Origin of the sequence: Stenotrophomonas cyclobalanopsidis (assembly GCF_008710035.1) — a bacterium.
In the GTDB taxonomy this organism is placed as follows: domain Bacteria; phylum Pseudomonadota; class Gammaproteobacteria; order Xanthomonadales; family Xanthomonadaceae; genus Stenotrophomonas; species Stenotrophomonas cyclobalanopsidis.
The window spans coordinates 31089-51400 of the sequence record NZ_VYKI01000005.1 but is presented as its reverse complement, the minus strand read 5'-3'; the positions used below and the strand labels follow the sequence as shown (position 1 = coordinate 51400).

The 20312-nt window shown below is 67.2% G+C and carries 17 protein-coding genes; 7 read left to right on the top strand and 10 right to left on the bottom strand.

The genetic code is table 11. From position 1 onward, the window contains the following. Positions 1-171 precede the first annotated feature (171 nt). Positions 172-867, top strand: a complete 696-nt coding sequence (locus tag FJU31_RS05760) for an HAD family hydrolase (RefSeq protein WP_150453890.1) — start codon at positions 172-174, stop codon at positions 865-867. Positions 868-927: 60 nt separating this feature from the next. Here FJU31_RS05760 and FJU31_RS05755 read toward each other — a convergent pair whose 3' ends face one another. Beyond that, positions 928-3162, bottom strand: coding sequence for a TonB-dependent siderophore receptor (locus tag FJU31_RS05755; RefSeq protein WP_246161224.1), 2235 nt, complete (start codon positions 3160-3162; stop codon positions 928-930). A gap of 227 nt (positions 3163-3389) precedes the next feature. On the opposite strand from FJU31_RS05755, the gene FJU31_RS05750 reads away from it, so the two are divergent. Beyond that, complete coding sequence (locus tag FJU31_RS05750) at positions 3390-3668, top strand: hypothetical protein (protein WP_150453889.1); 279 nt, start codon at positions 3390-3392, stop codon at positions 3666-3668. A gap of 42 nt (positions 3669-3710) precedes the next feature. Here FJU31_RS05750 and FJU31_RS05745 read toward each other — a convergent pair whose 3' ends face one another. From FJU31_RS05745 to FJU31_RS05715, 7 genes are all read right to left on the bottom strand, one after another. Then, complete coding sequence (locus FJU31_RS05745; protein ID WP_150453888.1) at positions 3711-5642, bottom strand: response regulator; 1932 nt, start codon at positions 5640-5642, stop codon at positions 3711-3713. Further along, entirely contained in the window at positions 5629-6498 is an 870-nt protein-coding gene (locus tag FJU31_RS05740; protein WP_150453887.1) for a sensor histidine kinase, read from the bottom strand. Before FJU31_RS05740 ends, FJU31_RS05745 begins: the two co-directional genes overlap by 14 nt. Then, complete coding sequence (locus FJU31_RS05735; RefSeq protein ID WP_150453886.1) at positions 6498-7511, bottom strand: ATP-binding protein; 1014 nt, start codon at positions 7509-7511, stop codon at positions 6498-6500. Before FJU31_RS05735 ends, FJU31_RS05740 begins: the two co-directional genes overlap by 1 nt. After that, positions 7502-7903, bottom strand: coding sequence for an anti-sigma regulatory factor (locus FJU31_RS05730; protein WP_150453885.1), 402 nt, complete (start codon positions 7901-7903; stop codon positions 7502-7504). The genes FJU31_RS05735 and FJU31_RS05730 overlap by 10 nt, the downstream gene beginning before the upstream one ends. Next, a complete protein-coding gene (locus tag FJU31_RS05725; RefSeq protein ID WP_108765238.1) occupies positions 7900-8262 on the bottom strand; it encodes an STAS domain-containing protein in 363 nt (120 codons plus the stop codon). Before FJU31_RS05725 ends, FJU31_RS05730 begins: the two co-directional genes overlap by 4 nt. Then, on the bottom strand, positions 8262-9122 hold the full coding sequence (locus FJU31_RS05720; RefSeq protein ID WP_150453884.1) for an STAS domain-containing protein: 861 nt from the start codon (positions 9120-9122) through the stop codon (positions 8262-8264). Before FJU31_RS05720 ends, FJU31_RS05725 begins: the two co-directional genes overlap by 1 nt. 133 nt (positions 9123-9255) lie before the next feature. Next, the gene (locus FJU31_RS05715; protein ID WP_150453883.1) at positions 9256-11085 is read right to left on the bottom strand and encodes an XVIPCD domain-containing protein; all 1830 of its coding nucleotides are present in this window, start codon (positions 11083-11085) and stop codon (positions 9256-9258) included. A gap of 117 nt (positions 11086-11202) precedes the next feature. Between FJU31_RS05715 and FJU31_RS05710 the strand changes: the two genes are divergently transcribed. Beyond that, entirely contained in the window at positions 11203-13389 is a 2187-nt protein-coding gene (locus tag FJU31_RS05710) for a translocation/assembly module TamB domain-containing protein (RefSeq protein ID WP_150453882.1), read from the top strand. A 77-nt stretch (positions 13390-13466) separates the two neighbouring features. Beyond that, positions 13467-13952 carry a TspO/MBR family protein gene (locus FJU31_RS05705; RefSeq protein WP_150453881.1) on the top strand — a complete coding sequence of 162 codons (486 nt, stop codon included), beginning with the start codon at positions 13467-13469 and terminating at the stop codon, positions 13950-13952. A gap of 7 nt (positions 13953-13959) precedes the next feature. Here the strand turns inward: FJU31_RS05705 and FJU31_RS05700 are convergent, their stop codons facing one another. After that, positions 13960-14214: a hypothetical protein gene (locus FJU31_RS05700; protein WP_150453999.1), complete on the bottom strand. Its 255-nt coding sequence runs from the start codon at positions 14212-14214 to the stop codon at positions 13960-13962. 338 nt (positions 14215-14552) lie between these two features. Here FJU31_RS05700 and FJU31_RS05695 point away from each other — a divergent pair, with 338 nt between their 5' ends. Genes FJU31_RS05695 through FJU31_RS05685 form a run of 3 tightly spaced genes read left to right on the top strand, consistent with a single transcriptional unit; the run spans position 14553 to position 19652 of the window. After that, entirely contained in the window at positions 14553-16790 is a 2238-nt protein-coding gene (locus FJU31_RS05695) for an ATP-binding protein (protein WP_150453880.1), read from the top strand. After that, positions 16787-17254, top strand: coding sequence for a response regulator (locus FJU31_RS05690; protein ID WP_108768952.1), 468 nt, complete (start codon positions 16787-16789; stop codon positions 17252-17254). Before FJU31_RS05695 ends, FJU31_RS05690 begins: the two co-directional genes overlap by 4 nt. Beyond that, entirely contained in the window at positions 17247-19652 is a 2406-nt protein-coding gene (locus FJU31_RS05685; RefSeq protein WP_150453879.1) for a response regulator, read from the top strand. Before FJU31_RS05690 ends, FJU31_RS05685 begins: the two co-directional genes overlap by 8 nt. On the opposite strand, the gene FJU31_RS05680 is transcribed toward FJU31_RS05685, so the two are convergent. Beyond that, positions 19618-20304: an NAD(P)H-binding protein gene (locus FJU31_RS05680; RefSeq protein WP_150453878.1), complete on the bottom strand. Its 687-nt coding sequence runs from the start codon at positions 20302-20304 to the stop codon at positions 19618-19620. The two genes, FJU31_RS05685 and FJU31_RS05680, sit on opposite strands and share 35 nt — an antisense overlap. Between the last annotated feature and the right edge of the window lie 8 nt (positions 20305-20312).

Sequence of the window (20312 nt, the reverse complement as noted above, 5' to 3'; positions counted from 1 at the left end):
CGTAGAGTCGAGCTTGCTCGACTGCCTTTGCCGCGGCATTGCGTGCAGTCGAGCAAGCTCGACTCTACCGGCAAGCCGGATTGCGGCGTTCATCGAGGCGCGGGTGCCCGCCCCCGCCCTGTGGGAAAATAGCGCGCAGCTTCCCCCGTTGGTTGTTGCAAGGAGTTCCTGATGTCCCCCTTCCCCTTCGATGCCGTGCTGTTCGACTGCGACGGCGTCCTCGTCGATTCCGAGCCGCTGGTCGCTCGCGTGCTGGCGGAAATGCTGAGCGAGCGCGGCTGGCCGCTGACCCAGCAGCAGGCCGGTGAAATCTTCCTCGGCAAATCCGTCGCCGGCCTCGCCGGCCTGATCGAGGAACGCACCGGCAAGCCCTTCACCGAGGCGTGGCTGGATAAATTCCGCCGCCAGCGCAACGTGGCGCTGGAGCGCGACCTCACCGAAATTCCGGGCGCGCCGGCCGCCGTGCGTGCGATCCAGGCGGCCACCCACGGCAGGATTGCCTGCGCCTCCGGTGCCGACCTGTTGAAGGTGCGCCTGCAGCTGGGCAAGATCGGCATCCTCGATGCCTTCGCCGGGCAGATCTTCAGCGGCCAGGACCAGCCGCGCACCAAGCCGCACCCGGATGTGTACCTCGCAGCCGCCGCGGCACTGGGTGCGGACCCGACCCGCTGCGCGGTCATCGAAGACACCGTGACCGGTGCCACCGCAGGCGTGGCAGCGGGTGCCACGGTGTTCGGCTACAGCCCGGGCGGCCAGTACCACAGCACGCCCGAGGCCCTGCGTGCGGCCGGTGCGCATGTGATATTCGAATCGATGCACGATCTGCCGACCGTGCTGGCCGCCTACGCCGCCAACGCGGCGGCCTGATCGACGCTGCCGCCGCCCCGTCCGGGTGCGGCGGCAGGCTTCTGCATAACCCAGTGAGCTTTACCAGCTGAAGCGTGCGGTCGCGGTGACCGTACGGCCGGTGCCGTAGTAGCACGACGACGCGCCAGTGCAGGTCGACACGAAACGCTTGTCGGCCAGGTTGCTCAGGTTCAACGACAGCTGCGTGCCCACCGCGCCGTACAGGCCGACGTCGTAGCGGATGGCCGCATCCCACAGGGTGTAGGACGGAATGCGGTACAGGTTGGCGCTGTCGCCGTAGCTCTTGCCGTTGTAGCGCATGCCCGCCGCCAGGCTCAGGCCTTCCAGTGCACCGCCCTGGAAGGTGTAGTCGCCCCACAGCGAGGTGGTCCAGTCCGGCACCATCGCCAGCTCGTTGCCGGCGTAGCCGTTGTTGCTGCGGGTCACTTCCGATTCCATCCACGCCGCGGCACCGATCACGCTGAAGCCCGGCAGCGGGGTGACGCGGCCTTCCAGTTCGACACCGCGCACGCGGCCCTCGCCATCCTGCACCTGGCACTGGCTGGTGCCGGTGGTGCCGCAGGTGTTGTGGCTGCTGTCCGGGTCGTCGGTCAGCACGTTCTGCTGCCGCAGGTCGTAGGCCGATACGGTGATCAGGCCATCGAAGCTGGCCGGCTGGTACTTCAGGCCCACTTCCCACTGCTTGCCGGTGATCGGATCGAACGCCGTGCGCTCGAAGGACTGCGTGGCCGTGCTGCCGGCCGGCTGGAACGATTCGGCATAGCTCAGGTACGGGGTCAGGCCGTTGTCGGCCACATACAGGATGCCGGCGTTGCCACTGAAGGCATCGTTCTTGATGTGGCTCGGCGCACGCGCGCCATAGCGATGGGTGACCACGGTATAGGCCTGGGTCCAGGTGTCATCCTTGGTCCAGTCGTAGCGGCCGCCGACGGTGAAGCGCCACTTGTCCAGCGCGATCTGATCCTGCAGGTAGGCACCGGTCTGGCGGTTGATGCCACCGGAGTAGCCGATCGAGGTCGTGGCCGGGATGTAGCCGCTGTAGACCGGGTTGAAGATGTCGATGGCGGTGGGGGTATCGGCCGCGGTTCCCATCGCGCCACGCGCGGCGGTCCAGTCGGCCTTCTGCCAGTCCACGCCCAACAGCAGGGTGTGCTCGGCAGCGCCTGTACTGAACTTGCCGGTGAGGCGGGTATCGGCGGTGTCGCCGCGCGAGTCGCCCTCGCCCCAGGTGGCGCGGCGCTTCTGCGTGCGGCCATCGGCGTTCAGCGCGCCGTTGGTGACCACGCTGCGGAAGGTCGATTCCACGTTCAACCGGCGCGCGCTCTGGCTCAGCGTCCAGTGCTCGTTGAAGGCGTGCTCGAACAGCCAGCCGCCCGACCAGATCGTACGGTCGTAGGTGTTCCAGGTCGGCTCGCCGATGAAGGTGCTGTTCTTCATGTGCCCATAGGGCGTGGCCACCAAGGTGCCCGCCATCGGCAGGAACTGATAGGTCGAGCCGCCATCGTCGCGCTGGTACAGGCCCAGCAGGGTAAGGCGCGTGTGCTCTGCGATCTGGAAGGTGTAGCTCGGCGCCAGGAACCCGTGCTCCTGGTCGGTGTGCTTGATCTGCGTGTCGCCGTCTCGGTACAGGCCGACCAGGCGGCCCAGATGGCGCTTGTCGTCGCTGCCCGCGCCGACATCGAAGGCGGTGCTGTACTGGCCGTTGCCATCCACGCCCAGCTGCAACACCTGCTGCTGGTCCGGGGTGGGCGTCTTGCTGACCTGGTTGACCATGCCGCCCGGAGCCACCTGGCCATACATCACCGCCGAAGGGCCCTTGAGCACTTCCACGCGGTCCAGGTTCCAGCTGTCGACCATCGTGCGGTTCCACTGCCCGCCCTGCGGCGCGCGCATGCCATCGACGGTGACATTGTTGCTCCAGCTGCCGGCATCGAAGCCGCGGATGCGGAAGTCGTCGACACGGTTGTCGATGCCGGTGCTTTCCAGCGATACACCCGCCACGTAGCGCATCGCCTCGTTGAGGTTCTGCACGCCGCGCGCGTCAAGTTCCTCACGCGCGATGACCGACACCGACTTGGCCATCTCGGCCACCGGGGTATCGGTCTTGGTCGCGCCGGACGTGTGGGTGATGGTGCGGTAGGCGTTGACGTGCACCGCGTCCAGATCGGTGGGCGTGGCGCCATCGGGCATCGCCGACCGGGCCTGAGCGGCCAGCGGCAGGACCAGCAGCGCTGCAACGGAGACGGACAGCAGCGAGCGCATCGGCTCGCGGGAAGTAGAACGGAAGTTGGACATGGGGGACCTGCTTCTGGGTGGCGCGCCTGGGGGCGGCGGCAACGGCGCTGGTTAAAGACGCGTTAAATCATAGCAGATGCGAATGGTTCCCACTACCATTGGAGCGACAATCGGTCGCAGCCTGGCGGGATGAAAGGCCGAGCACGGTGCCTTAACCGGCCTTCCCTATCCTGTTTGCGCGCCGCACGGCTGCGGCGCATCCGCAATGAAACGCACGAGGAGAATGCATGACCCGTCTGCACACCCTGATCGTCACCGCCGGCCTGCTGGCCATCAGCCCGCTCGCCTTGGCTGAAACGGTGAACCTGACCAACAGCGCCGACGGCGCCAACCGCGATGCCGGCATCACCGCGGTCAAGAAGAAGCTCAACGACGCCTGCAGCGAGCGCAAGGGAACGGCGAAGGCGGACTCGTTCGAAGTAGTCTTCGAAAAAACCAGCGAGAACCCGAACGTGCCAAAACCATATTACGTGGACGGCAAGATGCAGTGCGAACTGCCGGGCTGAGGGATCGTGCAGGCCTGTCCGTGAGGTCAGCCCAGCAGCAAGCTACAGCGCCGAGCGCACCGCAGCCATCAGCTCCAGCAGACTGAACGGCTTGGGCAGCAGGCTCATGCCGGTACCGAGGAAGGACTCACGCACGGCGGCGCGCTCGGTGTAGCCGGTAATGAACAACACCGGCAGCACGGGATTGATCTCGCGCGCGGCATCGGCCAGTTCGCGGCCGTCCATGCCGGGCAGGCCGACGTCGGACAGCAGCAGGTCGAAGGCGGGATCCTGCCGCAGATGGCGCAGCGCCTGCCGCGCATCCGCCGCCAACGTCACCTGGTAACCCGCTTCGGACAGCATTTCACCGACCATCATCCGCACCGAATCGGTGTCATCCACCAGCAGGATGCGCTCGGACTGGCCACGCGGCGGAGCGACCTGCTCGGCGCTCGTTTCCGCATGTGTCACTTCACCGGCGGGCAGCAGAAGCTCGACCTCGGTCCCTTCGCCGGGCTCGCTGGCAATACGCGCGAGCCCGCCCGACTGCCTGGCAAAGCCATAGGTCATCGACAGGCCCAGGCCGGTGCCCTCGCCCTGCGGCTTGGTGGTGAAGAAGGGTTCGAAGACCTTCGCTACCAGCTCCGGTGGAATGCCGGGCCCATTGTCGATCACCTTCAGGCTGACATAGCGGCCCGGAGTCAGTTCGTTCTCGCGCTGGATCTCGCAGGCCTCAGCGCGCAGACGGATCAAGCCCCGGCCGCCCAAGGCATCGCGCGCGTTGATGACCAGGTTCAGCACGACGTTCTCGAACTGGTTGACGTCGGCAACGGCAACCATCGGTTCATCACCGAGTTCGAACTCAAGCTCGATGTTCTCGCCGATCGAGCGGCGCAGCAGGTCTTCCAGCGAGCGCGTACGCGCCACCAGGTCGAAGGGACGCGAATCCAGCGGCTGCTTGCGGGCGAACGCCAGCATGCGCTGGGTCAAGGCGGCGGCGCGCTGCGCCGACGCGGCGGCGATGCTGCTGTACTGCGGCACCTTCTCAAGCCGCGACGACGACACAGCCAGTTCGATCATGTCCAGGCCGGAGATGATCGTGGTCAGCAGGTTGTTGAAGTCATGCGCGATGCCGCCGGTCAACTGGCCCAGCGAATCCATCTTCTGCGCCTGCAGCAGCTCGGCTTCGGTGCGGCTGCGCTCGGCGATCTGGTGCGCAAGCTCGGTGTTGGCGGTCTCCAGTTCGGCACGCTGCTCAAGGGCGCGCACATGGTGCTCGGTCACGTCCTCCACCACCACCAGGCCATGGCCGGTACGGCGGTCTGGCGTCAGCCGCCACTGCGTGTTGCGCACGCCCTGCCGGCCCGCGATGGACAGCACGCCCTGCCAGCGCTCCTGCCGTGCCAGTGCATCCTGCAGGTCCAGCACGAACTCCTTGTTGCTGCCCAGCATGGCAAACAGCGAGCCGTTGACATCGGCCTCGCTGACCAAGCGGGCGAAGGCGGGGTTGCTTTCGCGGATCTGCAGCTGCTCATCCAGCACTGCGATGGGCGCATTGACCTGGCTGAAGATCTCCTGGAACCGCGCATCGGCGTCACGCAATGCTTCTTCGGCCCTCCGTGCACGCAGCAGGCTGCGCAGCGTCGCCAGCAGCACGTCCGGGTCCACCGGATGGATCAGGTAGCCATCGGCACCGTTGTCCAGGCCGGTAATCATGTCGCCCGTGGCGATGGAAGCCGCAGACACGTGCACCACCGGCAGCAGCTGGGTGCGCGGCCGGGTGCGCAGCTGGCGCACCACATCGAAGCCACTCATGTCCGGCAGGTTGACGTCCAGCACCACCGCGCCGAACTCCGAGTCTTCGAGCCGATCCAGGCCCTCCTGCCCGGTGGCCGCTTCGCTGACACTGTAACCATGATGCTCCAGCACGCGGCGCACGGAATAGCGCGTGGCCGCATTGTCATCCACCACCAATATGCGATCAGAGTGCGGCATGGGCGTCCTCCGTCGCCTCGTTCAGTGCTACCGGCAAGACTACATGGAAGGCCGAGCCGCTGGCGGGCAGGCTTTCCACCGCCACCCGGCCGCCCAGCAGTTCCGCAAACCGCTTGCACAGCGACAGGCCGAGGCCGGTGCCGCGCAGGCGTTTCTGCAGCGGCGAATCCACCTGCACGAAATCCTCGAAGAGCGCGGGCAGCAGCTCCGGAGCGATACCGATGCCGGTATCGCGCACGGTGAAGCGGACCTCCGCATCGCTTTCCATCTTCGCCGAGACCACCACCTGTCCTTCCGGCGTGAATTTGATGGCGTTGGAGATGTAGTTGCGCAGGATCTGCGCCAGCTTCTTGTCATCGGTGTAGAGCATCGGCAGCGGCGGAGGATCCTCGAACACCAGCTCGATGCGCTGGTTGCTGTCCACCAATGGCCTGAACATGCCGCGCAGGGCGGCGAACAGGTCCATCAGGTCAAACCAGCCCGGCGAGATCGTGATGCGTCCGGCCTCGATCTTGGCCAGGTCCAGCAGGTCGTCCACCATCTCGCGCAGTTCCGATGCCGAGGCGCTGACGAAGCGGACCTGGCGCAGCTGCTCATCATTGAGCGGACCATCCAGCCCATCTTCCAGCAGCCGCGTCATGCTCAGGATGGAGCCCAGCGGCGTGCGGAACTCGTGGCTCATGTAGGACAGGAAGCGGCTCTTCAGGTCGGAGACCTCGCGCAGCTGCACCGCCTGCTGGTCCAGCTCGGCATACAGCGCCAGCACGCCCTGGTTGGTTTCTTCCAGTTCAGCGCGCAGGGCGGCGTTTTCCGCCGCCAGCCGGGTGTTCTCTTCCTGCATCTGTTCCTGCCCCATCACCACGCTCCCATGCGCAGGGCAACGATGCTCGCATCGTCGCGGCCGCGGTCGAAATCCCGTTGCAGCGCCGCCACAACCAGCGCCGGGTGCCGGAGGACCAGGCCTGGATAATCCTGCAACCGCCAGCGCCCCTGCAGGCCATCGCTGTGCATGATCAGCAGCGTGCCGTGCGCGGCGTGAACGTTGAATGCCTGTGCCTTGCGGAACTGAACGCCTACGATGCCTGGCATCGAGGCCAGGCCGCGATAGCCCGTGGCATCAGCGATGCCGGCATTGATGTTGCCGATGCCGGAGAACTGCAGCTCGCCGCCGGCCAGCGGCAGGGTCGCCACGGCAACGGCACCACCGCGGGTGCCGGACATGGCGCGGTGCAGGGCTTCAATCAGCGGGTTCGGCGCTTCAACGCCCACGTCCGCGGCCAGGCGCGTGCCTGCCTGCGCTGCATCGGTGGCAGGCAGGCCGTGGCCCAGGCCGTCGATCATGGTCAGCGCCGCCTGCCCTTCGCGCACCGACAGGTGCCAGGCATCGCCGCAGGCCTCTTCGCCCCGCATCGCAAGGCGCAGGGCGCCGTAGGCGAGATCAACACGTAGGCCGGCACGTTCGGGGTAGATGCGGGCTACCACGATCGTGCCGCGCGCATCGGACCAGCTGTCGAGCAGCGTCGCCTGGCGCTTCACCGCGCCCAAGCCCAGGCCCTGGCTGCCGCCGGTGGAATAGCCTTCCACCAATGCCTGCGACAGCACGAAGCCAGGACCGGCGTCCACGGTATACAGCTCGACGCCGCGTGCGTCGCGCCCTTGCACGACCGAGAGGTACACCTTGCCACCGCCGCCATGGCGCAGCAGGTTGCTGGCCAGCTCGCTGGCAGCCAGCGCCACCCTGCCACTGTCCGTTTCATCGAAACCGATCCGTGCGGCCAGGGCCAGCGCCTCGCGGCGCACCTGCCCGACCTGGGTGGGTTCCTCCACGGCCACGACGCGGGTGACGTGGCCGGAGAAATTCACGTCCATTTGGTGATGGTGATGCGCGTGCCCCGCCCCGGTGCAGTGTCCAGTTCGAAGACATCCACCAGCCGCCGTGAGCCGGACAGGCCCAGGCCCATGCCCTTGCCCGACGACCAACCGTCGGTCAGCGCCTGCTCGATGTTGGCGATGCCGGGCCCCTGGTCGGAGAATACCAGGCGCACGCCACGGCGCAGCCCCTCTTCCAGCAGCTGCCAGTCCATCTGCCCGCCACCGCCGTAGATGACGGTGTTACGGGCGAGTTCGCTGGCGGCGGTCACCAGCTTGGTCTGGTCGACCAGGCGCAGGCCACAGGCCACGGCGGCCTGGCGCACGGCCTGGCGGGCCAGCACCACGTCCTGCTCGACCCGCACGGGTAACGTCCCCTGGCGTGCGGTCATGGCAGTTCATCACTCCGGCGCAGCAGCTTCATGCCACGCTCCACGTTCAGTGCCGTGCGCACCCCGCTCAGGTCCAGGCCCAGCTCGACCAGGGTGATGGCCACGGCCGGCTGCATGCCCACCACCACGGTGGTGGCGTCCATCACCCGCGACAGCGCGGAAATGGTGGCGATCATGCGGCCGATGAAGGAATCCACTATATCCAGCGAGGAGATGTCGATCAGCACGCCACGCGCGGAGGTGCGGCGGATGCGCTCGCTGAGGTCGTCCTGCAGGTTGAGTGCCAGCTGGTCGTGCATGTCCACCTGGATGGTGACCAGCAGCAGGTCGCCCATCTGCAGGATCGGGATGCGGTCCATCAGCGATGGGCCTGGCTGACGGTCACGCCGTTCCGCTTGAGCGCCAGCGCCAGCGCGTCGGCCAGGTTGGCCTTGGTGACGATGCCCTGCAGGTCCAGACCCAGGTGCACGATGGTCTGCGCGATCTGCGGACGCACGCCGCTGATGATGGCGTCGGCGCCCATCAGGCGGATGGCGGTGACGGTCTTCAGCAGATGCTGGGCAACCAGCGTGTCCACGGTGGGCACGCCGGTGATGTCGATGATGGCGATTTCCGAGCCGGTGTCGACGATCCGCTGCAGCAGCGATTCCATCACCACCTGGGTGCGCTGCGAGTCCAGCGTGCCGATCATCGGCAGCGCCAGCACGCCATCCCAAAGCTTCACCACCGGGGTGGACAGCTCCAGCATCTCTTCCTGCTGGCGCTGGATGACATCCTCGCGGGTGCGCTGGAAGGCCTTGACCGTGTGCAGGCCGAGCACGTCCAGCAGCTCGGAGATCGACCACAACTGTTCACCGAGCGACTGCGGATCGCCACTGTGATGTTGCTGCAGCAGCTGGAACAGCGGCCGCTTCAGCGAGAAGATGAAGGTGGCCGTCTCCGACGACGTGAAGCCCTTGATCGCGCGGTCGCGCGAGAGGTCTTCGAGGAAATGGCGGATGGCCTGCCATTCGGCGCCGTGCAGGTTGCCGGCATCGGCGGCCGACAGCGCGGACAGCAGCAGCTGCCAGAATTCATTGACCTGGATGTCCAGGTCGCGCGCACCGATACGGCTGTCATCGTTCTGGCCGGCGGCGTTGAGGTTGTCACGCCACTGCGCGATCAGGGTCGACCGGTGCTCGCGGATGAGATCGATGGTGCGCTGCTGCAAAGCCGCCATGGGTACGGTCCAGGTAGTTGGAAACGCCAGGGACCGCCCTCTGGACAAGCCCCCTACTCGTCAGGAACCGTATTAAGCACTGTGAAGATGTCTCCGCCATGTGAAATTCCCAACGATTGAGTCCTCGCACACCTCAGCGCGCCATCGCTCGACCGGCCTGCTCCTGCACCTGCTGTTCCTGCTGCACGGTCTGAGCGTGCTCCGCGCCACGCTCGGCAGGCCGGGGCAGCTCTCGCACCTGCTCACTCACCGGCGTGGCGACGGCCTGCGCGGTGTCGGCGCGGGCGATCTGCCGGTCAGCCGCATGCGCCTCCCCCTGCACCGCGAACGCGTAGCGGCCATCGTCGCTGAGCACGGCCACATCGATGCGCTGCATGCCCTTGTGCCGCGCCGCCACGAGCAGGGCCATGCTCAGGCGCTCGCTCATTTCATCCGGTGTGCGGCCCATGGCCTGGTCCAGGCTGCCGACCGCGCCTTGGCTCTGGCACCACATCGCGTGGTCCGGGCTGCTGGCATGGCGCGGGTCCTGCTGCGGCAGCAGCGGCGACGGCGGCGGCAGGCCCTGCAGGTGGTCGCCACGCACCGTGGCGTCGATCCTCTGCAGATCCTGGCCGCCGGCGGCGGCGACGTGGAACAGGCGCTCGGCCATGCCATAGGCCGAATGGCCCTGGTTGCGCGCCAGCGCCACGGCAAAGGCATCGACATCCTGCTGCGGCCTGCCCTGCCCGTCCTCGGCCAGCAGATGCCAGGCCGGGCCCATCATCGGGTTGTCCTTGACCATCGCCTGGGTGCGCTGCATCAACCCGCGCATCTGGCCCTCGTCCAGCACCAGCGTGTTCACTTCGCCGGCTTTCAACGGCCCGCGCACATCGTTGCCGGCCCGCCCGGCCAGCGCACTGTTGGCCAGGCTGGCGATCTGCTCGCCGTCGGGGTTGTCCTTCAGGTCGAAGGTGAATTCGTAGCGGCGCTGCGCGAGGTCTTCCTTGCCGTCGGCACCGTAGGCGCTGATGCGGCTCATCGGCAGGTTGCCGCTGTACTCCAAGTTCATCCGCTCGGTGTAGCTGCCATCCTCGCGGCGCACACGGACGATATCGCCGGCATTGCGCTGGCCAGCCAGGTCGACGCCGAGCTTGTCGTTGTAGTCCAGCTTCAGGCGGGTCTGCGAGTTCATGCCGATCCGCTCGATGGTGGCCAGGTCCTGCATGCCCGGCGTGCCTGCCTGCATCCGCCCGGTCTCGACAAACTGCGCGTAGGCCGCACGGCCATCGGCCTGCTCCAGATCGAAGGTGGCGCTGCGCACCGACGACTGCCCCAGTCCATCCTGGCGGCCAGCAACGGCGCTGAACCTGCCTGCCGAGACGCCCACGCCATTGAAGGCCTCCACGGCCTCGTTCGAACCCGTGCTGACGCGCACCCGGCCATCGCTGAGGCGATCGACGCGATAGCTGGCGCCCTGCGCCTCGGTCAGCTGGCTCTCGACGGCCATGTTGCGGAAACGCGCTTCCATCTGCGTGCCGGTGAATTGCTGCCCATCGAGAATGACGCTGCCACCGCGCGGGATGGTGGTCGGGTCCAGTGGGCTGACCTCGCGCGGATCGGTGGTGTCCTCCTGCGGCAGGGCAACCTTGTAGCGGCCACGGCCACCGGCGGTCACCGCACCTTCGACGATGCCGGCCTTCAGCTGGCTGCGGGTGGCATTGGCCACCTCCAGCTGGAACTCGTTGCGCCCATCGACGACCGTTTCAGTGACGGCGGCGCTGGCGTCGACGAATTGTCCCGCGAACTTCGTCCCAGCCAGCTTGCGTTCGCTGCTGGACTTCACCCCCGTCCCGGAGACCGTCACGCTGCCGTCGCGCGACGTCCGCCGCGCCTCGTGCACGCTGGAGGTGTAGGTGGGATCGAAGGCCGCCTGGTCTGCGGCGTCGTAAGCAGTGGTGCTGTCCTTGCCAGCCTGTGCAGTCATGCCATGGGCTCCTCTACGTAGCCCGCGATTATAGGCAGGCGATATCGCCAGGCATTCACATCATCACGCAGTCATGTTCGGGATAGTGACGCACGTCCCACCCGATGATGAGCCCGGATGCCCGCATTTCCCGCGCGTTTCACCCAATGGCCCCGCCGCTGGCGGCTGCTGGCCTGGAGCGTTGCCGGCGTTTACGCGCTTTATCTGCTGGCGGGCAACATCTTCCTCAACACACCGTTGTTCGACCTGGTCACCAACCGCAAACCGCAGAAGTTCGTGATGCGCACCGGGCCGGCCATCACCCTGCTGCCGGGGCATGTCATTGCATGGAACGTGCACATGCGCGGCCATGTGAACCACACGGTCTATGTGCTGCACGCCGACCGGGCCAGCGCCCGGCTGGCGTTGTGGCCGCTGTTCCACCGCGAAGTACGCGTGCCGCACCTGCAGGCCAGTGGCGTGTCGGCCGAAGTCACCCGTGTCGACGATGTCGTGCCACCGCCCCCGCGTGGCCACCAGGGCTGGACCCTGCGCTTCGATGCCATCCACAGTGATTCCATCCAGCACGCCCGCTTCGGCAAGCTGCTGATCATCGGCCAGGGCCAGGGCACCGTCGGCTTCCGCAAGCAGCTGCGTGGCGGCCCGTCGGAACTGTACGATTCGCAGGTGGCCTTCAGCGATGCCATCGCCAGCTATGACGGCGTGCAGCTGCTTGACGCGATGAAGGTCGAGGCAACGTTCGGCTACCCCTGGCACTACCGCGACCAGGCGCCCGGCCTCGCCAAGTTCGACATCCTCCGCGCCGCACTGAAGGTGGATGCGCGCAGCCACGGCATCCGGGTGGACACCGATGCGCGGACGCTGGCGGTTTCCAGCTCACCCAGTACCGGCCAGTTGCAGGCGGACATCACGCTCGACCGCGGCACCCTGCAGCCGGGCAGTCGCGCCGTCTGGCGGGTGCCGCTGCAGGCCGGCGCCGGCGCCCCCGATCGCGGCACGCTGGCCCTGCAGTTGAACGCCGCCCAGGACATCCGGCTGCAGGCACGCCTGCCGGCGCGCGAGGGTACGGGCGCCTCGCTCGATGCCGACCTGCACATCACGGGGCGGAAGATTCCCTTCCGCGAGCCTGGCCAGTTGATCGAGCGCACCTCCGGTCGGGTGCAGGGCGAATGGATCTTCACCTCGCTCAACTGGATTCCCGCCCTGTTCCTGCGCAAGCCCTGGGTGCAGCTGGACGGTGGCGGCACCGTGCGGGCGGACCTGCAACTGAAAGCGGGGGAGCTCGCAGCCGGCAGCACGGTGGACATTCCTGAAGCGGCGGCGACAGCCGAAGTAGCGGGCGTGCGCCTGACCGGCACGGCCAGCGCACACGGCGAGCTGGCGCCCGGCACGCCCACCCGCGCCACGCTGGATGTGCGGGTACCGCGCTTCAACGCACGCGCAGGCAGTGAGAAACGAGACACCTTGTTCGACGGCCGCGACCTCTCGCTGGTGCTCAGCGGTGATGGCCGCCTGCGTGAGTTCCGCAAGGACATGCGTGCGCGCCTGCGCTTCAGCAATGCCACGATTCCGGACCTGACCGCCTACAACCGCTATCTGGGCAAGGGCCAGGCCAAGCTGCTGGGTGGCACCGGCTCGCTCACCGGCGATGTGGAACTGGACACCGACGGCCGGGTCGGCCATGGCACCGCCACCCTGCTTGGCAACGGCGCACGCCTGCAGGTGGCCGGCCTCGACCTGCTGGGTAATGCTGAGGTCGACGCCACCCTGCGCCGCGCCGACTTCAAGCAACGCTACTTTGACCTGTCAGGCACGTCGGTGCAGCTGCGCAACGTGCAGGTCGGACAGCAGCAGCGTAAGAGGCCTTGGCAGGGACGCGTGCAGTTCAAGCAGGGACGCATCGATGCGCAGGCACCGTTCCGGGTCGATGCCAGCGCGGCGCTGACCATGAGCGATGCAGCGCCCCTGCTGGCGGTGTTCGCTGAGCGTGGCGACTATCCGCGCTGGGCGCTGTCCCTGCTCGATGCCGGGCAAGTGAACGCAACCACGCGCCTGCGGTGGGAGGCGGGCCATCTGGTGCTCGATGGCCTGGAAGCCGAGAACGAGCGGCTGTCCCTGCGCGCGCGGCTGGATCTGCTCGAACAGAACAAGCGCGGCGATCTCTACCTGCGCTGGGGACTGCTGGGTGCCGGCATCGAGATGAAAGGCAAGGAGCGCAAGTGGCATCTGGCGGGCGCGCGTGAATGGTTCGACGGGCGCCCGGCCCTGCTGCCTGCCGATGGCGCACCTGGTACCGCAGAGTGAGCGGTACGGGGTCTGCATCCAATTTGCACCGGTCTGCGTACACATGCTGCGATGGCAAACGTTCGAGAGGATCAGTGATGAATCAGAGAAGACAGATGTTCGGCCTGGTGGGTTGGCTGGCACTTACAATGGCTGCAGCGGCGCTGGGCGCGCGCGCCTCGATCACGGCCGCAGAGTTCTACGGGCAGCTGGTCCAGCCCAGCTGGGCGCCGCCGGCCAATGTGTTCGGACCGGTCTGGACACTCTTATATGTATTGATGGCGCTCAGCGCATGGCTGGTCTGGCGCCAGGGCGGTTGGCGCAGCAATCGGGCCGCGCTTGGACTGTACGTCGCGCAACTGGTTGTCAACGTGCTCTGGAGCTGGCTGTTCTTCGCGTGGAAGCTTGGTGGCGCGGCCTTCGCCGACATCCTGCTGTTGCTGGTGCTGATCGTGGCCACGATGCTGGCCTTTGCCCGTCGCAGGGCCCTGGCGGCCTGGTTGCTGCTGCCTTACCTGGCCTGGGTCAGCTTCGCTACCGCACTCAACCATGCGGTATGGCAGCTCAACCCTTCGGTGTTGTGAGCGGGGCTCAGGCGGCGGGAACGACCGCCGCTCGCCACTGCCGCAGCGCGGCGCCGGTGAACGACTGCTGGCCACAGCCCGACGGGCAGCGCACCACGCGGGCCGACGAGGTGCTGACCAGGCCAGCGCCTTCCTCTGCCTTGAACACCGTTTCGCACGCCGTGCAGCGCGCCACCAGGGCATAGAGATGCACGATGCGGCCGCTGCAGGGATCCTGCAGGGCACTGACGTCGAGCAATTCGAAGTGGGCACTGTCCGCCATCGGCCGGCGCGGGAAGGCAGGATGGCGATCGAAGGAAGAAACGGAAGGCTGCAGATCCACGCGGCGTCGCCATGAAGGGGGTGGGATTACTGTATGCAGCCGCGCGTGCAGCACGCGTGCAGCGCTGATGCACGGCCCGCGAAACCCTCACGCTTCCACCCGCGCCGATAGCTGAACCGTTCAGCGTCGCCCTTCTCCGTCTTCATATGAAAGAGTGGTATGCGAATCACTGTTTTTGCTTCACCATGTAGTGATGGCTTTTTCTTCCGACTCAGACATGCGTCGTGGCGTGCATTGCGGCGCTGTCAACCCGCCCCGAAACGCGAGTACTGCTGCTGATGTCTTCTGCTGAAACCGCGCAGGACGCCGCGCTGGACCTCTGCGCGCGAGAGCCCATCCACACCCCGGGTGCCATCCAGCCTTACGGCGTGCTGCTGGTGCTCGACCCGCACTCGCTGCAGGTCCTCGAGCGCGCGGTGAGCGACCCAGCCCTGCTTGCACGCCTCGGCGACCCGCTGGGACAGTCGCTGGCCGACGTGCTGGGCGGTGCGCTGGCGGACTACATCGAGCCGCTCGGCCAGGTGGCCATGGACAGTTCGGTGCACCTCGGCTCCATCGAACTGCCGGAGTACGGGCGGCACCAGGTGCTGGCCCATCGCTCGGCGCAGGCCCTGCTGCTGGAGCTGGAATCACCGGTTGCGGGCCAGCCGGCTTCGCTGGAAGCCCTGTATCCGGCCATCCGCCAACTGATGGCGGCCATCGAGACCGCCAGTACGGTCGAGGCGCTGTGCCAGATCGCCGCCGAGCACATGCGCGCGATGACCGGCTTCGACCGCACCCTGGTCTATCAGTTCGACAGCGGCTGGAACGGCATCGTCATTGCCGAGGATGGCAATGGGGTACTGCCCTCCTATCTCGACCTGCGCTTCCCCGAGTCGGACATCCCGGCGCAGGCGCGCGAACTCTACCGCCGCAACCGCGTGCGCCTGATCGCCGATGCCTACTACAGCGCGGTGCCGCTGGTGCGCGCTGCACATCATGCCGATGCGGCGCCCACCGACCTGAGCCTGTCCGTGCTGCGCAGCGTCTCGCCGGTGCACTTGCAGTACATGCGCAACATGGGCACCGGCTCGTCGATGTCGGTGTCGCTGATCCACGAAGGCCAGCTGTGGGGTCTGGTGTCCTGCCACAGCGCGGATGCCCGGCGCCTGCCCTACCCGGTGCGCACCGCCTGTGAGTTCATGGGCCAGATCGTTTCGCTGCAGATTGCCCTGAAGGAACGTGCCCGTGCGGTGGAGGAGCGCATCAACCGCCGCTCGGTACTGGTCCGGCTGCTGGGTCGCATGGCAGGTGACGAGGAGTTCATGGCTGCGCTGCGCCAGGATCCGGCCAGCCTGATGTCGCTGACCAACGCCGCCGGCGCTGCGATCGTGCACAAGGGCGACTGCCTGCGGGTCGGGCACTGCCCGCCCCGCAACGAGGTGCTGGACATCGCCCACTGGCTGGCCAGCGAGCACACCGGCGACGAGGTCTATGCCACCGATCACCTGGCCAGCACCTGGCCCGCGGGCGAAGCCCTGACCGACACCGCGAGCGGCCTGCTGGCGGTGTCGATCTCCCAGCTGCACGACAGTTTCCTGATGTGGTTCCGCCCCGAAGTGGTACGCACCGTGCGCTGGGGCGGCGACCCGCGCAAGACCGCGGCGCCGGGAACGGTGCTGTCGCCACGCAATTCCTTCGAAGCCTGGAAGGAAACCGTGCAACAGCGCAGCCTGCCGTGGAGCGACGCCGACCGCGATGCCGCGCACGAAATGCGCACCGCCATCGTCGACATCGTGCTGCGCAAGGCCGAGGAGATGGCCGAACTCAACGAGCAGCTCCTGCGCAGCAACAAGGAGCTGGAGGCGTTCTCGTACTCGGTCAGCCATGACCTGCGTGCGCCCTTCCGACACATCGTCGGCTATTCCGAGTTGCTTGGCAGTTCCGCCGCCGAGCGCCTGAACGCCACCGAGCGCCGTTTCCTGGACACCATCGTCGAATCGGCCAAGTCGGCCGGCACGCTGGTCGATGACCTGCTGAGCTTCTCGCAGATGGGCCGCTCGACACTGGGCCGAATGCGCCTGGACATGGGCGCCCTGGTCAGCGATGTGCGCCGCACCCTGGCCTTCGACTATGCCGGGCGCGAGGTCGAGTGGAAGGTCGGCGCACTACCGGTCATCGAGGCCGACCCGACGATGATGCGCCTGGTCTGGCAGAACCTGCTGTCCAACGCCGTCAAGTTCACCCGCGAACGCGAGAAGGCCGTCATCGAGATCGGCTGTGAACGCACCGACGAGGAGAACGTCTTCTTCGTCCGCGACAACGGCTGCGGCTTCGACATGCGCTACGTGGACAAGCTGTTCGGCGTGTTCCAGCGCCTGCACCACGTCGAGGAATTCGAAGGCACCGGCATCGGCCTGGCCAATGTCCGCCGCATCGTCGGCCGCCATGGCGGCCGCACCTGGGCCGAGGGCGCGTTGGGCAAGGGCGCCACCCTGTATTTCACTCTGCCCCATCAAAACGGAGAACACCCATGAGGGATCTGCGGCCCATCCTTCTGGTTGAAGACAGCCCCAAGGATGCCGAGCTGACGATGGCAGCACTGGCACGCTGCCAGCTGCTGAACGACGTCATCCATGTACGCGACGGTGCCGAAGCACTGGACTACCTGCGCTGTGAAGGCGCCTATGCCGGCACGCAGCATGGTGGCCCGGTGGTGGTCCTGCTCGACCTGAAGCTGCCCAAGATCAATGGCCTGGAAGTGCTGGAGCAGGTGCGCAACGACGCGACGCTGAGCAGCACGCCGATCGTCATGCTCACCTCGTCGCGCGAGGAGCAGGACTTGGTGCGCAGCTACCAGCTGGGCGTCAACGCTTTCGTGGTCAAGCCGGTGGACTTCAAGGAGTTCTTCGACGCCATCCAGGGCCTGGGCATGTTCTGGGGCATCACCAACCAGCCGCCACCGCACCCGTCGGTCGGAACAGGGCCCCGCGATGCGTGATGCCACGCGCCGTGCTTCGCACCTGCGCATCCTCATGCTGGAGGACAGCGCGCTCGATGCGGAGCTGATCACGGCGCAACTGCAGCGGGGCGGGCTGGATTTCGAGATCGAGCGCCTGTGGACCCGCGACGCCTTCATCGAAGCGATCCAGAGTGATCGTTTCGACGTCATCCTGGCCGACCACGTGCTGCCGGGATTCGACGGCGATGCCGCACTCGACCTGGCGCGAGAGCGCGCACCACACATCCCCTTCATCTTTGTCTCCGGCACCCTGACCGAGGAACTGGCGGTGCAGGCCCTGACCCGTGGCGCGCGTGACTATGTGGTCAAGCAGCGCCTGCAGCGCCTGCCCGACGCGATCCGTCGCGCGCGCCAGGAAGCCAGCGAGCGCAACCAGCTGACCCAGGCCCGTGCCGCGCTGGGCGAAAGCCAGGCGCAGCTGCAGCAGATCACCGATGCCGTGCCGGCGCTGATCGCCCACCTCGGCACCGACCACCGCTACCGCTTCGCCAACAAGGCATTCCTCGACTGGCACGGCACCGACCTGCAGAGCATCCTTGGCCGGACCGCCGCGGAGGTTGGTGGCGAGGAGGCCTTTGCCAATACCCTGCCCAGCCTGCAGCGGGTTCTGGCTGGCGAACGCGCCAGCTTCCAGGTCACCCTGGTGCACCGCAGTGGCGAGTCACGCTTCCTGCAGATGGACTGCGTGCCCGAGCATGCCGCCGATGGCAGCGTCACCGGCTATACCTGCCTCGGCAGTGACGTGTCCTCGCTGAAGCGCGCCGAGCTGGCGCTGCGCGAGGACAATGAATCGCTGGAACGGCAGGTGCAGGCGCGTACCGCCGAGCTGCAGGCCAGCAAGCGGCGCCTGCAGGCCATCTTTGAATCCAGCTTCCAGCACCAGGTGCTGCTGGACCGCAGCGGCCGCATCGTCGATGCCAATGTCGCCTCGCTCGCCGCGGTACTGGCCGAGAAGGACGATGTCATCGGCCTGCCGTTCTGGGAATCGCCGTGGTTTGCTGCCACGCCCGGGCTCGCGGGCGTCGTGGACCAGGCGGTGGCCGATGCGGCGCGCGGCCGCAGCGCGGTGCAGGCGATGGACCTGGACCTGCCCACCGGTCGCCGCAGCTTTGATTTCACGTTCCGCCCGCTGCAGGATGCCGAGGGCACGGTGACCGCCGTGGTCTCCGAGGCCGTGGAAACCACCGCCCGCATCCATGCCGAGCACGCGCTGCGGCAGGCACAGAAGATCGAGGCCGTGGGCCAGCTCACCGGTGGCATCGCCCATGACTTCAACAACATCCTGACCGTGATCGCCGGCAACGTCGAGCACGCGATGCTGCTGAACCAGCGTGACGGCCAGCCCGGCAACATGAGTGCGCGTGCGCTGGACAACGCCCTGAAGGGCGTCGGCCGTGCCGCCAGCCTGACCCAGCGGCTGCTGGCGTTTGCGCGCAAGCAGCCGCTGCGCAGCCAGGCGGTCAACCTCAACGACGCGCTGCTGGGCATGGATGACATGCTGCAGCGGGCACTGGGCGAACTGGTCCAGCTGGACATCCGCACCGGCGAGAGCATCTGGTGCGTCGAACTCGACCTCAGCCAGCTCGAGGCTTCGGTGCTGAACCTGGCAGTGAACGCGCGCGACGCGATGCCCGGTGGCGGGCGCCTGGTGGTGGAGGTCGACAACAGTCACCTCGACCATGACTATGCCGCGCTGTTCCCGGATGCGAAGCCCGGCGAATACGTGATGCTGCGCGTGCGCGACAACGGCCACGGCATGTCCGCCGATACGATGGCCAAGGTGTTCGAGCCCTTCTTCACCACCAAGCAGGTAGGCCGTGGCACGGGTCTGGGCCTGTCGATGGTGCACGGCTTCGTCAAGCAGTCCGGCGGCCATGTGCTTATCGATTCGGTGGAAGGCGGCGGCACCAGCATCACCATGATGTTCCCGCGTTCCATGCTGGACCTGCCCTGCGAGACCGCCGTGGCGGCCACCGGCCTGGCCGGTTACGAGCCGCGCGAAGAAACGATCCTGGTTGCCGAAGACAACGACGATGTGCGCGCCTACACCGTCGAGGCGCTGCGCCAGCTGGGCTACCGCGTGCTGGAAGCGCACGACGGCCCGTCCGCGCTGCGCCTGCTGGAGCGTCCGGATGCGAAGATCGACCTGTTGTTCTCGGACGTGGTGATGCCGGGGATGTCAGGCTGGGCACTGGGCCGTGAAGTGCGCGAACGCTGGCCGGAGGTCGCCGTGCTGTTTACCTCGGGCTATCCGCGCGACCACGATGCTGCTGGCAGCCTGGGGCGTTCGGCACCGCTGCTGTCGAAGCCGTTCACCCGCAGCGACCTGGCCGAGTCGATCATCAGCGTGCTGAAGGATCGCGCGCCAGCGCATTGATCTGCGCGCATTCCACGACCGTCGGCGGTGACGGCATCCGGGCCAGCGCGATCATCGCCTGGCCGATGCCGCGGTTGCTGGTGGTCAGTGCCGGCAGCAGCCCCTCGGCCACGGCCATCAGCGGGCGGGCCAGCAGATAGAACGGTTTGAGCAGCGCGTGTCGCGTACCGGTGCCGGATACCGGCCGCACGCCGGCCGGTCGCAGCATCACCGTGCGCACCGGCAGATTGGCAAGCGCCTGCTCGGTCTCGCCCTTCACCCTCAGCGGCATGATCCGGCTGTCCGGGTTGGCATGTGCACCCGACACATACAGGAAGCATCCATCGGGATTGGCTGCGGCCCACGCTTCGGCGACGGTGCGGGTCACCTGCAGCGTCACCTGCCGGTACTCGGGCTCGGCCGTTCCCACCGGCGCTGCGCCCGCACAGTAGAAGCAGGCGTCGAATCCAGCGAGCGCATCGCCCAGGGTGGCGGCTCGCTGGAAGTCCGCCAGTACGATCTCCTCCACGTTGCCCGGCACGCTGCCCGGCCGGCGCACCAGTGCGGCGACGTGGCCGACTTCCGCAGACTGCATGCAGGCCTGCAGCACTCCCTGCCCGACCAGACCGGTGGCGCCCACCAGCAGCACCCGCATCGCATTGCCGTTGCCCATTGGGCTTT

Excerpts from the sequence above, each read along its gene's own strand:
- FJU31_RS05740 (WP_150453887.1), bottom strand. The coding sequence starts at position 6,498 with ATGGGGCAGGAACAGATGCAGGAAGAGAACACCCGGCTGGCGGCGGAA.
- FJU31_RS05695 (WP_150453880.1), top strand. The coding sequence starts at position 14,553 with ATGTCTTCTGCTGAAACCGCGCAGGACGCCGCGCTGGACCTCTGCGCG.
- FJU31_RS05720 (WP_150453884.1), bottom strand. The coding sequence starts at position 9,122 with ATGGCGGCTTTGCAGCAGCGCACCATCGATCTCATCCGCGAGCACCGG.
- FJU31_RS05725 (WP_108765238.1), bottom strand. The coding sequence starts at position 8,262 with ATGGACCGCATCCCGATCCTGCAGATGGGCGACCTGCTGCTGGTCACC.
- FJU31_RS05735 (WP_150453886.1), bottom strand. The coding sequence starts at position 7,511 with ATGGACGTGAATTTCTCCGGCCACGTCACCCGCGTCGTGGCCGTGGAG.
- FJU31_RS05750 (WP_150453889.1), top strand. The coding sequence starts at position 3,390 with ATGACCCGTCTGCACACCCTGATCGTCACCGCCGGCCTGCTGGCCATC.
- FJU31_RS05690 (WP_108768952.1), top strand. The coding sequence starts at position 16,787 with ATGAGGGATCTGCGGCCCATCCTTCTGGTTGAAGACAGCCCCAAGGAT.
- FJU31_RS05755 (WP_246161224.1), bottom strand. The coding sequence starts at position 3,162 with ATGTCCAACTTCCGTTCTACTTCCCGCGAGCCGATGCGCTCGCTGCTG.
- FJU31_RS05700 (WP_150453999.1), bottom strand. The coding sequence starts at position 14,214 with ATGGCGGACAGTGCCCACTTCGAATTGCTCGACGTCAGTGCCCTGCAG.
- FJU31_RS05745 (WP_150453888.1), bottom strand. The coding sequence starts at position 5,642 with ATGCCGCACTCTGATCGCATATTGGTGGTGGATGACAATGCGGCCACG.
- FJU31_RS05760 (WP_150453890.1), top strand. The coding sequence starts at position 172 with ATGTCCCCCTTCCCCTTCGATGCCGTGCTGTTCGACTGCGACGGCGTC.
- FJU31_RS05710 (WP_150453882.1), top strand. The coding sequence starts at position 11,203 with ATGCCCGCATTTCCCGCGCGTTTCACCCAATGGCCCCGCCGCTGGCGG.
- FJU31_RS05705 (WP_150453881.1), top strand. The coding sequence starts at position 13,467 with ATGAATCAGAGAAGACAGATGTTCGGCCTGGTGGGTTGGCTGGCACTT.
- FJU31_RS05715 (WP_150453883.1), bottom strand. The coding sequence starts at position 11,085 with ATGACTGCACAGGCTGGCAAGGACAGCACCACTGCTTACGACGCCGCA.
- FJU31_RS05730 (WP_150453885.1), bottom strand. The coding sequence starts at position 7,903 with ATGACCGCACGCCAGGGGACGTTACCCGTGCGGGTCGAGCAGGACGTG.
- FJU31_RS05685 (WP_150453879.1), top strand. The coding sequence starts at position 17,247 with ATGCGTGATGCCACGCGCCGTGCTTCGCACCTGCGCATCCTCATGCTG.
- FJU31_RS05680 (WP_150453878.1), bottom strand. The coding sequence starts at position 20,304 with ATGGGCAACGGCAATGCGATGCGGGTGCTGCTGGTGGGCGCCACCGGT.